Source organism: Streptomyces thermoviolaceus (assembly GCF_045209695.1).
In the GTDB taxonomy this organism is placed as follows: domain Bacteria; phylum Actinomycetota; class Actinomycetes; order Streptomycetales; family Streptomycetaceae; genus Streptomyces; species Streptomyces thermoviolaceus.
Genome location: NZ_CP109280.1, coordinates 4,083,575 through 4,098,323 on the forward strand (window position 1 = coordinate 4,083,575; position 14,749 = coordinate 4,098,323).

Genomic DNA, 14,749 nt, shown 5'->3' on the forward strand with positions numbered 1-14,749 from the left:
CCTGTCGGGACGCTAGGTCCGCCGCGACACGGGCGTCAAGAGCGCGACGCCGCAGGCCGGTGCCGTCACCACGCCGGGCCGGACACTGGACGGCGCCCGCACCTACTTCCCGTTCCCGGCCTGCTGCTGCGGGACCGTGGCCGCGGGGCGGGCCTCGGTGGGGGTCGGGTCCTCGGGCTCCTGCGGAGCCGCGACCGTCACCGGTTCCGCGGCCGGCGCGTTCCCGGCGGGGGCCGTCGCCCCGCCGACGATGCGGATGTCGGCCGCGTCCAGGGCCCGCTTGATCCGCCAGCGCAGCTCGCGCTCCACGGTCGCGGACTTGCCCGGCATGGTCTTCGCGGACACCCGCACCACCATCGAGTCGATCTCCACGCTGTCCAGGCCCAGCACCTCGATCGGGCTCCACAGCAGCTCGGCCCAGGGCTCCTCCTTGCCCATGGTCTCCGCGACCTCGGTGAGCACGGCCTTGACCTCGTCCAGGTCCTCGCTCGCCTTGAGGGTCACGTCGACGTTGGCCGTCGACCAGCCCTGGGAGAGGTTGCCGATCCGCTTGACCTCCCCGTTGCGGACGTACCAGATCTCCCCGTCGGCACCGCGCAGCTTGGTCACCCGCAGACCGACCTCGATCACCTCACCGGTGGCGACGCCCGCGTCGATGGTGTCGCCGACGCCGTACTGGTCCTCCAGGATCATGAAGACACCGGAGAGGAAGTCCGTGACCAGGTTGCGGGCGCCGAAACCGACCGCCACACCCGCCACACCGGCGCTGGCCAGCAGCGGAGCCAGATTGATCTCGAACGCCGACAGCACCATCAGCGCCGCCGTGCCCATGATCAGAAAGCCGGCCACCGAACGCAGCACCGAACCGATCGCCGCCGAGCGCTGCCGCCGCCGCTCCGCGTTGACCAGCAGCCCGCCCAGCCCGCTGCCGCTCGGCTGCGGAGCGCTCCTGCGGTTCATGCGGTCTATCAGCTGGGTGATCGCCCGCCGGACCACCATGCGCAGCACCAGCGCGACGACCACGATCAGGACCACCCGCAGGCCGGTCGCCAGCCAGGTGGACCAGTTCTCCTCCACCCAGCTCGCCGCGTTGTTCGCGCTCTGCTGGGCGTCCTGCAACGAGGGGACCGGCACGTCCGGCGACTGCGCGTCGCTCGGCGACGGGGACGGGCCGGCGGCCAGTAGGACGACGGGCACGGACACGACAGGTACCTCCAGGTGCGTCCACCCTCCGGCACGAGCGGTCAGTATCGGTCGGATCACGAAGAGGTCACCGGATGGGCAGAGCCACCACACTAACGGGGCACGTCGCGCGGAACGCCGTGAACGTCCGCGGATGTCCGGCACGGACCGGGTGCCGGCCCGTGTCCGAGCAGCCTGTGGGGGCGGACCGCACTGCGGGGGAGAAAGAGCATGTGGTCGAAAACACTCCCAGCCCATTACCGGGACATGGTGGCGCGGTCACCAGGCATGAGGGGACACTGACTCCAGGTCGTCCCGGCGCGAGCCACGCGCCGCCGGCGTACAAGGAGGCATCCGTGCCGCATGTCCTGGTCCTCAACGCGTCGTACGAGCCTCTCGGCGTCGTACCGCTCCGCCGCGCGCTCGTCCTCGTGCTCGAGAACAAGGCAGTCTGCCTCGAGGAGTCCGGCGCCCATCTGCACAGCGCAACCCTCACCGTCCCCGCACCCAGCGTGGTCCGGCTCAAGCGCTTCGTCCGCGTCCCCTACCGGGGACCGGTCCCCCTGACCCGGCGGGCCCTGTTCGCCCGCGACGGAGGCCGCTGCATGTACTGCGGCGGCGTCGCCACCAGTGTCGATCACGTCATCCCGCGTTCACGCGGCGGCAAGCACGCCTGGGACAACGTGGTCGCCTCATGCCGGCGCTGCAACCACGTCAAAGCCGACCGCCACCTCGTGGAGCTGGGCTGGCGCCTGCGCCACAAGCCGGCCCCGCCCACCGGCCTGGCCTGGCGCATCATCGGCACCGGGCACCGGGACCCACGCTGGCTGCCCTACCTGCAGCCCTACGGCGCGGACGACGTCCTGGCCCGGATCGACGGCCTGCCGGCCTGAGTCCGGGCCTTTCTGCGTTCCGGGGGCTGCCCCGGGTGCCCGCGCGTCCGGCGAGCCGGCTCTCCCCGCTGCGACCGGGGGGGAGCCGGCCCGGGGCGCCGTGCCGCTCACGCAGGGGGAGCGCGCCCGCCCGCAGCGGTAGCAGGGCGGGCGGCCCGGCACGCGGTGCCGGTCCTGCGAGAGTCACGCCTGCCCTTCGTCTGTGCCCTGCCCCGCTTCCGCGGGCCGGCGGGTACGCCGCAGGGCCGTGTCCGCCTCGAAGCCGACGATCACCGGCAGGTGGAGGGGCGCGAGGAGGCGGATCCAGACCCCTGTCGTCCAGCCGGTGAAGAACCGAGCGCGCGCGAGGCCGGCTGAGCGCCGGAATCAAAGCCCGGAGCATGTGAACAGCCCTTGTCGTCGAACGATGGCGAGCATGTCGACGAAAATCTTGCTCGAAGTCGACGAAACTCTTGCTCGAAGTTGAGCCGGCACCTGTGGCCGCTGGTTCCACCGTCTCTTCACGGGGCCGTTCGTCGACATCGACGGTGTCGAGCATCAAGTGAAGCGGGGTGCAACGGACATCGCGCTCGCCGAAGGCGCCCATCAAGGCGTATGTCCGGTATCGAGGACGAAGAGATGCCCGCCTCGCCGAGGCAAGCAGGAGTTTCTTCGTCGGAGACGTCGGTGACGGCAGTCGGCTCCTGGGCATGACCATCCGGCTCGGCCCCCGCAACGGCAGCTCCTTCCGCATCTCCGCGCCGGAACCCGTGCCGGGCTGACCGGAAGGGGCCTCGCGCCGGTCCGCCCAGGCAGCACCGAACCGTCCGGCCTCCCGGCCCCCGGAGTCAAGCCCTGCAGGCTTCGCGTCGCTCGGCCTCGGCACCGCAGGGAGCGGGCGTCGCCGCCCGGCCGGCAGAGCCGGGGAACGGCGCCGCCTCCCCCCTCCGTGCCGTCCAACGAGGTGACGTGAGGCACGTCGGGCGTCGAGGGACGTCTGCCGTCGCGTCGACGGGGTAGGGCTGCGGTATCCCGTAGCCGCATTCGACAAGGAGGCCCCCGTGGCCGCATCGGCTCAGCTTCTGCTCTCGGCCCTGTCCGGACCCGAGGCGTTCGCCGGTTACGAGTCCCCCCTGGGCGGGGCGGAGAGCGCCTGCGCGGAGGCGCCGCTGACCAGCGAACCCCCGCTGCCCGACACCGCACCGCTCACCAGCGAACCGCCGCTCGCCGAGACCGCGCCCCTGACCAGCGAGGCCACCACGCGGGCCGACGGATGCGGTCTGCTGCCGGCCCAGTGCGCCGCCGAGCGGTCCGCCACGGCCCCCGGACGCGCGGAGCCGTAGATGGCGCCGCAGCCGGTCGAACCGCCCGGGGCGCCCCCCGGACGCACACTGGCCCGGCTCGCCGCCCTGCACGGCGTCGCCACCTCCTACAGCCCGGCTCCGGGCCGCACGGTCACCGTCCCCGCCGACGCGGTCGTCGCCGCCCTGGCCGCCCTCGGCGTCGACGCGAGCAGCGAAAAGGCCGCCCGTGCCGCGCTCGCCGCCGGGGAGCGGGAACGCGCCGAACGGCTGCTGCCGCCCACCGTCGTCCTCGTCCGGGGCGAGGACCCGCCCGCCGCCCTGACCGCGCTGCCCTCCGGCACCCGGCTCCGCGTCGACACCGAGCAGGGCGAGGTGCGCACCACCGCGGACGACCTGCCCTGGGGCGTGCACCGGCTGACCGCCACCGCCCCCGGCGGGCGCACCGGCCGCGCCCACCTGATCGTCGCTCCGCCCCGGCTGCCGGCCCCCGCGGGCCGCGGCTACGGCCTGCTGGTGCAGCTGTACTCCCTGCTGAGCCGCCGCTCCTGGGGTATGGGCGACCTCGGTGACCTCGCCGAGCTGGCCGGCTGGGCCGGAGGCACGCTCGGCGCCGGGTTCGTGCAGGTCAACCCGCTGCACGCGGCCGTGCCCGGATCACCCACCGACCCCTCGCCCTACCGTCCCTCCTCACGCCGCTTCCCCGACCCCGTGCACCTGCAGGTGGAGAACGTCCCCGAGTACGCCTCGGTGGCCGGCCACGAGCGGATGCGGTCGCTGCTCGCCGAGGCCGCCGCCCTGCGCGTGGCGGTGCTGGAGCGGGGCGCGCTGATCGACCGGGACGCGGTGTGGCGGCTGAAGCGGCAGGCCCTGGAGCTGGTCCACGAGGTCCGGCTCGCACCCAAGCGGCGTGCCGCCTACGAGGCGTTCCTCGCCGAGCAGGGCCAGGAGCTTGAGGACCACGCCACCTGGTGCGCGCTCGCGGAGGTGCACGGCTCCGACTGGCGCACCTGGCCGGCCGGGCTGCGCGACCCCCGCTCGGCCGAGACCGCCCGCGCCCGCCACGAGCTGAGGGACCGGGTGGACTTCCACCGCCGGCTGGCCTGGCTCACCGACCTGCAGCTGGCCGAGGCCCAGCGCGCGGCGCGCGAGGCCGGCATGGACATCGGGATCGTGCACGACCTCGCGGTCGGCATGCATCCGCAGGGCGCCGACGCCTGGGCGCAGCAGGAGTACTGCGCGGCCGGGATGTCGGTGGGCGCCCCGCCGGACGCGTTCAACGCCCGCGGCCAGGACTGGGACCTGCCGCCGTGGCGCCCCGACCGCCTGGCCGCCTGCGGCTACGCCCCGTTCCGCCGGCTGCTGCGCGCCCTGTTCCGTCACGCCGGCGCGCTGCGCATCGACCACGTCCTGGGCCTGTTCCGGCTGTGGTGGATCCCGCGGGGCCGCCCGCCCACCGAGGGCACCTACGTCCGCTACGACGCCGAGGCCATGCTCGCGCTGCTGGTGCTGGAGGCCTCCCGCGCGGGGGCCGTGGTGATCGGCGAGGACCTGGGCACGGTCGAGCCGGGCGTGCGCGAGGCGCTGCGCGAGCGCGGGGTGCTCGGCACCTCGGTGCTGTGGTTCGAACGGGACTTCGAGGGCGACGGCCGCCCCCTGCCCCCCGAACGCTGGCGCACCGGCTGCCTGGCCACCGCCACCACCCACGACCTGCCGCCCACCGCGGCCCGCCTCACCGGCGAGCACGTCACCCTGCGCCACCGCCTCGGGCTGCTCACCCGGCCGCTGGAGCAGGAACGCGCCGAGGCCGCCGCGGACACCGCGGAGTGGCTGGCCCTGCTCGCCGAGCTGGGCCTGCTGCACGGCCCGGGAGAGGAGCGGTCCGCCGTGCCGGAGGAGGAGGCGATCCAGGCGGTGCACCGCTTCCTGGCGCGCACTCCCGCCCGCATGGTGGGGCTCTGGCTCCCGGACGCCGTCGGGGACCGCCGGCCGCAGAACCTGCCCGGCACCCGGGACCAGTACCCGAACTGGCGCCTGCCCATGGCCGACGCCCGAGGCCGTCCCGTGACCCTGGAGGACCTCGCCGCCTCGCCTCGCGTGCGTGCGCTGGCCGAGGTGCTGCGCTCCGGTGTGCGGGACACCGTGCGGGTCGCGAACGGGGCCGAGCGGGGCGGGCGCAGACGGGTGGAGACGGCCTGAGCATGCGGTGGACGAGCGCCGGAGCCTGCTCGCCCACGGCACGCTCCGGCGCGCGCCCCTCGGCGCATACGGCACCCCGGACGCGCGGAGCGTTCAGGCGTTCGCTACGTTTGCACCGTGGACAAGAAGAACGCCCTGCGCGCCGGCGCTCTGGCCGCCGGTACGACGCTGATGATGCTGCTCATGTCGTCTCCCGCGCTCGCGCTGACCCGCGACGACGGTGACGACCCCGGCCCGGGCCTGAGCGTCATCGAGACGCTGGGCTACTTCGTCGGCCTGCCGATCCTGCTGTTCGTGGTGATCGCGGGTCTGGTTCTGCTGCTGACCAAGCCGGACATCAAGAAGCAGGACACCAGCCGGAACGTGAGGACGAAGGCCGAGGCCGGGGCCAAGGCCTGACCGGCGTCGGCACACACAGGGCGCGCCACCGACACGTCGTCCGCCGAGGGTGTCGGCCCCGCCGCCGTACGGATGCACACGCGTGTGCCGTACGGGGGAAGGGGTCGGCGCCCTCGGCGTGTTGCGTGCGCGCGTGCCCCGGCCGGCGGGTGCCGCGCCCCGTGCGGTGAGGTGACCCGGGGCGGACTGCGACCGGGCCGTGCCGGTCCGTCCGCATCCCGCGGGGCGGTACCGCCGCCGGACGGCCGTGCCGACGCGAGGGCCGGCACGGCCGCATGCGCGGGTCCCGCACCAGCGGGTCAGCGGCCGGCTGCCGCCGCGTCCGCCGCCTGGGCCTTCAGCGCCCGCTCGACTCCGGCCCGCGACTCCGACACCAGCCGGCGCAGCGCCGCGTTCGGCTCCGCGGACTCGAGCCACGCGTCGGTCTTGCGCAGCGTCTCCTCGGACACCTGCACCGCCGGGTACAGCCCGACCGCGATCTGCTGGGCCATCTCGTGGGAGCGGGACTCCCAGATGTCCTTGACCACCTCGAAGTAGCGGTCGGTGTACGGCGCCAGCAGCTGACGCTGGTCGGTCTGGACGAAGCCCGCGATGACCGCCTCCTGGACGGCGTTGGGCAGCTTGTCGGAGTCGACGACCGACGCCCAGGCCTCGGCCTTCGCCTCCTCGGTGGGACGGGCGGCGCGGGCGGTGGCCGCGTGCCGCTCGCCGGCCGCGGTCCTGTCCCGCTCGTACTCGGCCGCGATCTCCGCCTCGTCGAACCGGCCGGTGGCCGCGAGCCGCTGCACGAACGCCCAGCGCAGCTCGGTGTCCACGACCAGACCCTCGATCGTCTCCGTGCCCTGGAGCAGGCCGACCAGCAGGTCCAGCTGCTCCGGCGTGCGGGCGGTCGCCGCGAAGGCGCGCGCCCAGGCCAGCTGGTGGTCGCTGCCCGGCCGCGCTGCCCGCAGATGCGCCAGCGTGGCGTCGGTCCAGCGGGCGAGCAGCGCGTCCCGGGCGGCCGGGTCGGTGTACTGGTCGAGGGCCAGCTTCACCTGCCGGTGCAGCGACTGCACCACGCCGATGTCGGACTCCTTGCCGATGCCGGACAGCACCAGCGACAGATAGTCGCGGGCGGCCAGCTCGGCGTCCCGGGTCATGTCCCAGGCGGAGGCCCAGCACAGCGCCCGCGGCAGGGACTCCTCGAAGTCGCCCAGGTGCTCGGTGACGCACCGCAGCGACTCCTCGTCCAGGCGGACCTTGGCGTAGGACAGGTCGTCGTCGTTGAGCAGGATCACCGCGGGGCGGCGCCGGCCGGCCAGCTGCGGCACCGGGGTCAGCTCGCCGTCGACGTCCAGCTCGATGCGGTCGGTGCGCACCAGCTTGCCGGAGTCGCCGTCCAGGTCGTACAGGCCGATCGCGATGCGGTGCGGGCGCAGCACCGGCTCGCCCTTGGCGCCCGCGGGAAGGGCGGGGGCCTCCTGGCGGACGGCGAAGGAGGTGATGACGCCGTCGCCGTCGGTCTCGATCTGCGGGCGCAGGATGTTGATCCCGGCCGTCTCCAGCCACTTCTTCGACCAGTTCTTCAGGTCGCGGCCGGAGGTCTCCTCCAGGGCGCCCAGCAGGTCGCTCAGGCGGGTGTTGCCGTAGGCGTGGCGCTTGAAGTACGTCTGCACGCCGCGGAAGAACTCGTCCATGCCGACGTAGGCCACCAGCTGCTTGAGCACACTGGCGCCCTTGGCGTAGGTGATGCCGTCGAAGTTGACGAGCACGTCGTCCAGGTCGCGGATCTCCGCCATGATCGGGTGCGTGGACGGCAGCTGGTCCTGCCGGTACGCCCAGGTCTTCATGGAGTTGGCGAAGGTGGTCCACGCGTGCGGCCAGCGCGAGCCGGGGGCGTGCGCCTGGCAGGCGATGGAGGTGTAGGTGGCGAACGACTCGTTCAGCCACAGGTCGTTCCACCACTCCATGGTGACCAGGTCGCCGAACCACATGTGGGCCAGCTCGTGCAGGATCGTCTCCGCCCGCGCCTCGTACGCCGCGTCGGTCACCTTGGACCGGAAGACGTACTGGTCGCGGATGGTGACCGCGCCCGCGTTCTCCATCGCGCCCGCGTTGAACTCGGGCACGAACAGCTGGTCGTACTTCTTGAACGGGTAGGCGTAGTCGAACTTCTCCTGGAACCAGTCGAAGCCCTGCCGGGTCACCTCGAAGATCGCGTCGGCGTCGAGGTGCTCGGCCAGCGACGGCCGGCAGTAGATGCCGAGCGGCACGACCTGCCCGTCCTTCTCGTACACGCTGTGCACGCTGTGGTACGGGCCGGCGATCAGCGCGGTGATGTACGTCGAGATGCGCGGCGTCGGCTCGAAGACCCAGACGTTGTCCTTCGGCTCCGGGGAGGGCGAGTTGGACACCACGGTCCAGCCCTCGGGCGCCCTCACGGTGAACTGGAAGGTGGCCTTCAGATCCGGCTGCTCGAAGCAGGCGAAGACCCGCCGGGCGTCCGGGACCTCGAACTGCGTGTACAGATACGCCTGGTCGTCGACCGGGTCGACGAAGCGGTGCAGGCCCTCACCGGTGTTGGTGTACGCGCAGTCGGCGACGACCCGCAGGACGTTGCGGCCCTGCAGCAGACCGGGCAGCGCGATCCGGGAGTCCTGGAAGACCTCGGCGGGATCCAGCGTGTCCCCGTTGAGGACCACCTCGTGGACGGTCGGCGCGACCAGATCGATGAAGGACTCGGCACCGTTCTCCGCCACGTCGAAGCGCACCGTGGTCACGGACCGGTAGGTGCCTCCCTCCTGCGCCCCGGAGAGGTCGAGTTCGATCTCGTACGAGTCGACGGTGAGCAGCTTCGCCCGCTGCTGAGCCTCCTCGCGAGTCAGGTTTGTGCCAGGCACGCGTTCATCTCCTCCTGTGTACGGATGCGGTCATCCTTCCACGTCGCGGACACGGCGAGCGGGCGGTCACCGCTGTGCGGCGACCGCCCGCTCGAAGGGCGTACGGGTCCGGGGGACTCCCGGGAGGCGGGGCTTACGCGGTCAGCTCCGCCGCCACCAGCTCCGCCAGCTGGACCGCGTTCAGGGCCGCGCCCTTGCGGAGGTTGTCCGCGGAGACGAACAGCGCCAGGCCGTTGTCCACCGTCTCGTCGCGGCGGATGCGGCCCACGTAGCAGGGGTCCTGGCCGGCGGCCTGCAGCGGGGTGGGGATGTCCGACAGGGTCACGCCGGGGGCCTGGGCCAGCAGCTCGGTGGCGCGCTCCACGCTGACCGGCCGCGCGAACCGGGCGTTGACCTGAACGGAGTGACCGCTGAAGACCGGCACGCGCACGCAGGTGCCGGACACCTTCAACTCCGGGATCTCCAGGATCTTGCGGGACTCGTGCCGCAGCTTCTGCTCCTCGTCGGTCTCGTTCAGACCGTCGTCGACGAGGTTGCCGGCGAAGGGCAGCACGTTGAAGGCGATCGGACGCTTGTAGACGCCCGGCTCGGGGAAGTCCACCGCCGCGCCGTCGTGGGTCAGCCGGTCGGCCTCGGCGACGACCTTCTGCGCCTGCCCGTGCAGCTCGGCCACGCCCGCCAGACCGGAGCCGGACACCGCCTGGTAGGTGGCGGCGACCAGCGCCTGGAGCCCGGCCTCCTCGTGCAGCGGCTTGAGGACCGGCATGATGGCCATGGTCGTGCAGTTCGGGTTGGCGACGATGCCCTTGGGGCGGTTCTTGAGGGCGTGCGGGTTCACCTCGGCCACCACCAGCGGCACGTCCGGGTCGCGGCGCCAGGCGGAGGAGTTGTCGATCACCACGGCACCCTGCGAGGCGACCTTCTCGGCCAGCGCCTTGGAGGTGGCGCCGCCCGCCGAGAACAGCACGATGTCCAGGCCCGTGTAGTCGGCCTGCGCGGCGTCCTCCACGGTCACGCCGTCCAGCACCCGGCCCGCCGACCGGGCCGAGGCGAACAGCCGCAGCTCGGTGACCGGGAACCTGCGCTCCGTGAGGATCCTGCGCATGACCGTGCCGACCTGACCGGTGGCTCCGACGATTCCGACCCTCACGGTGACTCCCTCGCGTCTCTGTCGTTGCATGACCAGGACCCGTCCATCATGCGGCCCCATCAGCCATCATGCGGTGCGGCCCGGGCGGTCTGTCCAATTCTTTGCCTGTCGGGCCCGGTGTGCGAGACATGGTCCCGGGCCCGCGGTCCTGCGGCGCGCAGCCGTCCCCGGCGCAGATGCTCAACCCGGTGACGGCGTTGCGTCGCAAGTCGTACGGCCCGGCGCCTGCCCGCCCGCACACCGGCGCACACGACGGTGTGACGTACGCCTCGGCGCCGACGGCGCGTCGCCGGTGCACGCCGGCCCGACGTCCCGGCCCGAACCCCTGCCGTTTGGGGGCCCGTCTGCCGTAGCGTCCTGCCATGCGACAGGAGCTGCGGGTGGCGGCGTACGCCGTGTGCGTCCAGGACGGATCGATCCTGCTGGCCCGCTGGGTCGCCCCCGACGGCACCCGGCACTGGACCCTGCCCGGCGGCGGCATGGAGCACGGCGAGGACCCCTACGACACCGTGATCCGCGAGGTCGAGGAGGAGACCGGCTACACGGCCGAACCGGTCGCCCTGCTCGGCGTCGACTCCCGTCGGCACCACCGGCGGCGCCGGCTGCGCAGCCCGGCCGACCACCACAGCCTCCGCATCGTCTACGAGGCGCAGGTCGTCGGAGGCGAGCTGCGCCACGAGACGGGCGGCTCCACCGACCGGGCCGCCTGGCATCCGCTGACGGACGTGCCCGGCCTGCCACGGGTCCCCCTGGTCGACGTCGGGCTGCGGCTGTGGCGGGAACGCCCGGCGGCGGGCCGGACGCTCACCCCGCCGGGTGCGCCGCCCGCCCCCGGCAGCGCGCCGCACCGCTGATGAGGCCCAACGCCGCGCCGCACCGCCCCTGAGGCCCGGACGGCCCCCTCACCGCGGCAGCACCACCACAGGCGCCGCGGGCTCGCGGACGGCCGCCGCCCGCAGCGCCGTGCGGACCACCGTCGCCTGCTGCCGAGGGGCGTCCCGCAGTGCCCGCGGCGACAGCGGGACGACCGTGACGCCCAGACGCTGAAGCAGCTCGCGCCGGCGCGTGTGCCGCTCCCCGGCGGCGCCGGCCTCGCCCGGGCGGCCTGCGCACGCGTCCAGCTCCACCGCGACCGCCCGCTCGGGCCAGTAGGCGTCCGCACCGCCCAGCGCCGGGCCGCCCGGCAGCCGCAGCTCCACGTTCCACACGGGTTCCGGCAGCCCGTGGACGCGGACCATCCGGTACAGCCGGTCCTCGGCCAGGGCCCGGCCCTCGGCCAACAGCGCCTCCGCCGCGCCCACCAGGGGCGGCCGGTCCAGCAGCCGGGCCGCGGACAGCTCCCGCACCAGCGCGGCCGGCTCGCAGTGTCCGTCGCGCACCGCCTCGGTCAGCAGCCGCCGCACCGCGGTCACGTCCGTCAGCCGCCCGACCGCGTCGGCCACGGCACGCGGCACCGGCGCCACCGGCACCCCCAGGATCGTCACCGGTTCCGGCAGGGCGGCCGTGCGCCGGATCCGGACCCAGCCCGCCGAACGCGGCCGGCGCAGCCGCCCCACCAGCACGTCGATCGTCCTGAGCGTCGGCAGCGGCGGCACGGCCGCGAAGCCGTGCAGCGCGAGCGCGGCCGGCCCGGTGATCATCGCCGCGCAGCGGGGCGGGCGGCACGGCTTACGGGCGGTGGGCTGGGCCGGCACCCCGGACCCCGGATCCGGCCAGGCCCCGCGTGTCGCGTACAGCAGCGCCGCCCGCAGCCGGTCGGGGCCGGTCGGCGGGCCGGGACGGAGCAGATGGACACCGGGCAGCAGGTGTTGCCAGGGCCCGCCGGGGCGGCAGCGCTCGGCCGTCTCGGCGGCGGGCACCCCCAGGGCACGCAGCTGGGCGGTGGTCATCACCCGGCACGGCGCCGCCTCGGCCGGGCCATCCGGCCGACGGAAGGAGAGCGGGGTGTCGTGGTTCATGCCCGCCACCGTGCCCGAGTCCGCGGCGCGCCGTCACCGTTGTGACAGGAGGGTTGCACGATCCGGACAACACCGTCCGCTCATACACCCGTGCGACCGCGAAAACCCCTGGTCCGTGCGGGACGGACCAGGGGTTACGGCCTGTGTGTCACGGTTGCGCGACAGCGGGTTCGCGGCCGTGACGACCGCACGCGGCGGGCACCGGGCGGTCACCCCGGACGGCTCACGCGCGTGCGTCGCACTCCTGGCCGCGCAGCGCCCGCGCCAGGTCGTCGCGGGCCTCCAGGACCAGCCGGCGCAGCGCCGGCGGGGCGCTCTCGTGGGCGCTCAGCCAGGCGTCGGTCGCCTCGAGCGTCGCGGGCGAGGCCTGCAGCGCCGGGAACAGGCCCTGGACGACGTCCATGGCGATCTGGATGGACCGCTCGGCCCACACCCGTTCGATCACCGCGAAGTACTTCTCGGCGTACGGCGCCAGCAGCTCGCGCTGCGAGGGCCGGGCGAAGCCCGCGATCGTCGCCTCCACCAGCGCGTTGGACAGCGCGTCGGACTCCACCACGTCGTGCCAGGCCCGTGCCTTGACCTCGGCGGAGGGCCGCGCGGCCAGGCAGCGCACCTGGTGGCGCTTGCCGGAGGCGGTGTCGTCCCGGGCCAGCTCCTCGGCCAGCCTCGCCTCGTCCGCCACGCCGTGCGCGGCCAGCGGCTCCAGGAACGCCCAGCGCAGCTCCTGGTCGACGTCCAGACCCTCGATCCGCTCGGTCCCGTCCAGCAGGCCCTTCAGCAGCTCCAGGTCGGCCGGCGCCGAGGCCACGGAGGCGAAGAACCGCGCCCAGGCGAGCTGGTGCTCGCTGCCCGGCTCGGCGTTCCGCAGCTCGGCCAGCGCACCCTCGGCCAGTGCCTGCCCGGCCGTCTCCCGCCGGTCGGGCGCCACATAGTGCACCAGTGCGGACTCGGCCCACGCGTGCAGCATCTGCAGCACGCCGATCTCGGTCTCCCGGCCCGCGAACCGCAGCACCAGGTCGAGGAAGTCCCGCGCCGGCAGCAGTGCGTCCCGGGTCAGGTTCCACAGCGCCGACCAGCACAGGGCACGGGCCAGCGGGTCGGTCAGGGCACCCAGGTCCGTGCGGAGCGTGGCCAGCGAGGTGGCGTCGAAGCGGATCTTGCAGTAGGTCAGGTCGTCGTCGTTGACCAGGACCAGGTCCGGCGCGTCCTGCCCGGCCAGCTCCGTCACCACGGTCCGGGCGCCGGCCACGTCCACCTCGGTGCGCGCGTACCGCTCCAGCGCCCCGGCCGCCGAGCGCCGGTACAGGCCCACCGCCACCCGGTGCGGACGCAGCTCGGGGTGCGACTCGGCCGCCTCCTGCAGCACGGCCAGCTCCTGGATCCGCCCGTCGGCGTCCAGCGTCACCTGCGGGGTCAGCGCGTTCAAGCCGGCCGTCTGCAGCCAGGACCGCGCCCACGCGGCCATGTCCCGGCCGCTGGTCTCCTCCAGGACCGCCAGCAGGTCGCCCAGGCGGGTGTTGCCGTAGGCGTGCCGCTTGAAGTAGCGGCGGGCGCCCTCCAGGAAGGCGTCCTGGCCGACGTAGGCCACCAGCTGCTTGAGCACACTGGCGCCCTTGGCGTAGGTGATGCCGTCGAAGTTGAGCTTGGCGTCCTGCAGATCGCGGATGTCCGCGGTGATCGGATGGGTGGAGGGCCACTGGTCGGCCCGGTACGCCCAGGCCTTGCGCCGGTTGGCGAAGGTGATCCAGCCGTCGGTGAAGCGGGTGGCGCCGACCAGCGCGAAGGCGCCCATGAAGTCCGCGAAGGACTCCTTGAGCCACAGGTCGTCCCACCACTCCATGGTCACCAGGTCGCCGAACCACATGTGCGCCATCTCGTGCAGGACGACGTTGGCCCGGGCCTCGTAGGACGCCTGCGTCACCTTGCCGCGGAAGATGTACTCCTCCCGGAAGGTCACCAGGCCCGGGTTCTCCATCGCGCCGAGGTTGTACTCGGGCACGAACGCCTGGTCGTACTTGCCGAACGGGTACGGGTAGTCGAAGCGGTCGTGGAAGAAGTCCAGGCCCTGCTTGGTGACCAGGAAGACGTCGTCGGCGTCGAAGTGCTTGGCCAGGCTCTTGCGGCACATCGCGCCGAGCGGGATCCGCAGCCGTGAGCCGTCCGCCAGCTGCCGCTCGTAGGTGTCGGTCACGTAGTGGTACGGGCCGGCGACCACGCACGTGATGTAGGTCGAGATGGGCTTGGTCTCCGCGAACCGCCACACTCCGTCGTGCCGTTCACCGGCCCCGTTGCTCCACACCGTCCAGCCCTCCGGCGCCGTCACCTCGAAGCGGAAGGGCGCCTTCAGGTCGGGCTGCTCGAAGTTCGCGAAGACCCGGCGGGCGTCGGCCGGCTCGTACTGGGTGTACAGGTAGACCTCGCCGTCCTCCGGGTCGACGAAGCGGTGCAGGCCCTCGCCGGTGCGCGAGTAGGCGCACCGGGCGTCCACGATCAGCTCGTTGTCGGCGGCCAGGTCCTCCAGCAGGATCCGGGAGCCGTCGAAGACCTCGCTGGGGTCGAGATCCTTGCCGTTGAGGGAGACGGCCGTGACGCTCGGCGCGATCAGGTCCGCGAAGCTGGAGGCACCCGGCTCGTTGCAGCGGAAGCGGATCGTGGTGACGGAGCGGAAGGTGCGCGGCTCCTCTCCTTGCGTCTCGCCGACGGCCGACCGCACGTCGAGGGACACCTCGTACCCGTCGACGGACAGCAGCGCGGCCCGCTCCCGGGCCTCCTCGCGGGACAGATTCTCACCGGGCACAGGCGCAACTCC

General features: G+C 73.5%; 10 protein-coding genes. 5 read left to right on the top strand and 5 right to left on the bottom strand.

From position 1 onward, the window contains the following. Positions 1-102 precede the first annotated feature (102 nt). Entirely contained in the window at positions 103-1,203 is a 1,101-nt protein-coding gene (locus OG899_RS17870) for a mechanosensitive ion channel family protein (RefSeq protein ID WP_125499360.1), read from the bottom strand. A gap of 335 nt (positions 1,204-1,538) precedes the next feature. On the opposite strand from OG899_RS17870, the gene OG899_RS17875 reads away from it, so the two are divergent. From OG899_RS17875 to OG899_RS17890, 4 genes are all read left to right on the top strand, one after another. Further along, positions 1,539-2,075, top strand: coding sequence for an HNH endonuclease (locus OG899_RS17875; protein WP_125499359.1), 537 nt, complete (start codon positions 1,539-1,541; stop codon positions 2,073-2,075). A gap of 1,040 nt (positions 2,076-3,115) precedes the next feature. Then, positions 3,116-3,397 carry a hypothetical protein gene (locus OG899_RS17880; protein WP_206345821.1) on the top strand — a complete coding sequence of 94 codons (282 nt, stop codon included), beginning with the start codon at positions 3,116-3,118 and terminating at the stop codon, positions 3,395-3,397. Beyond that, complete coding sequence (malQ, locus tag OG899_RS17885; protein WP_125499358.1) at positions 3,398-5,554, top strand: 4-alpha-glucanotransferase; 2,157 nt, start codon at positions 3,398-3,400, stop codon at positions 5,552-5,554. A gap of 117 nt (positions 5,555-5,671) precedes the next feature. Next, on the top strand, positions 5,672-5,953 hold the full coding sequence (locus tag OG899_RS17890; RefSeq protein ID WP_125499357.1) for a hypothetical protein: 282 nt from the start codon (positions 5,672-5,674) through the stop codon (positions 5,951-5,953). A 299-nt stretch (positions 5,954-6,252) separates the two neighbouring features. On the opposite strand, the gene pepN (OG899_RS17895) is transcribed toward OG899_RS17890, so the two are convergent. Beyond that, positions 6,253-8,832 (bottom strand): aminopeptidase N, encoded by a 2,580-nt coding sequence (gene pepN, locus OG899_RS17895; RefSeq protein WP_125499356.1) that lies wholly within the window; start codon positions 8,830-8,832, stop codon positions 6,253-6,255. Positions 8,833-8,965: 133 nt separating this feature from the next. Beyond that, positions 8,966-9,982: an aspartate-semialdehyde dehydrogenase gene (locus OG899_RS17900; protein ID WP_125499355.1), complete on the bottom strand. Its 1,017-nt coding sequence runs from the start codon at positions 9,980-9,982 to the stop codon at positions 8,966-8,968. Between the two features lie 362 nt (positions 9,983-10,344). Here OG899_RS17900 and OG899_RS17905 point away from each other — a divergent pair, with 362 nt between their 5' ends. Continuing rightward, positions 10,345-10,836, top strand: coding sequence for an NUDIX hydrolase (locus OG899_RS17905; RefSeq protein WP_125499354.1), 492 nt, complete (start codon positions 10,345-10,347; stop codon positions 10,834-10,836). Between the two features lie 48 nt (positions 10,837-10,884). Here the strand turns inward: OG899_RS17905 and OG899_RS17910 are convergent, their stop codons facing one another. Both OG899_RS17910 and pepN (OG899_RS17915) read right to left on the bottom strand, forming a co-directional pair. After that, the gene (locus OG899_RS17910) at positions 10,885-11,940 is read right to left on the bottom strand and encodes a hypothetical protein (protein ID WP_125499353.1); all 1,056 of its coding nucleotides are present in this window, start codon (positions 11,938-11,940) and stop codon (positions 10,885-10,887) included. Positions 11,941-12,163: 223 nt separating this feature from the next. Beyond that, on the bottom strand, positions 12,164-14,737 hold the full coding sequence (gene pepN, locus OG899_RS17915; RefSeq protein WP_125499352.1) for an aminopeptidase N: 2,574 nt from the start codon (positions 14,735-14,737) through the stop codon (positions 12,164-12,166). Positions 14,738-14,749 lie beyond the last annotated feature (12 nt).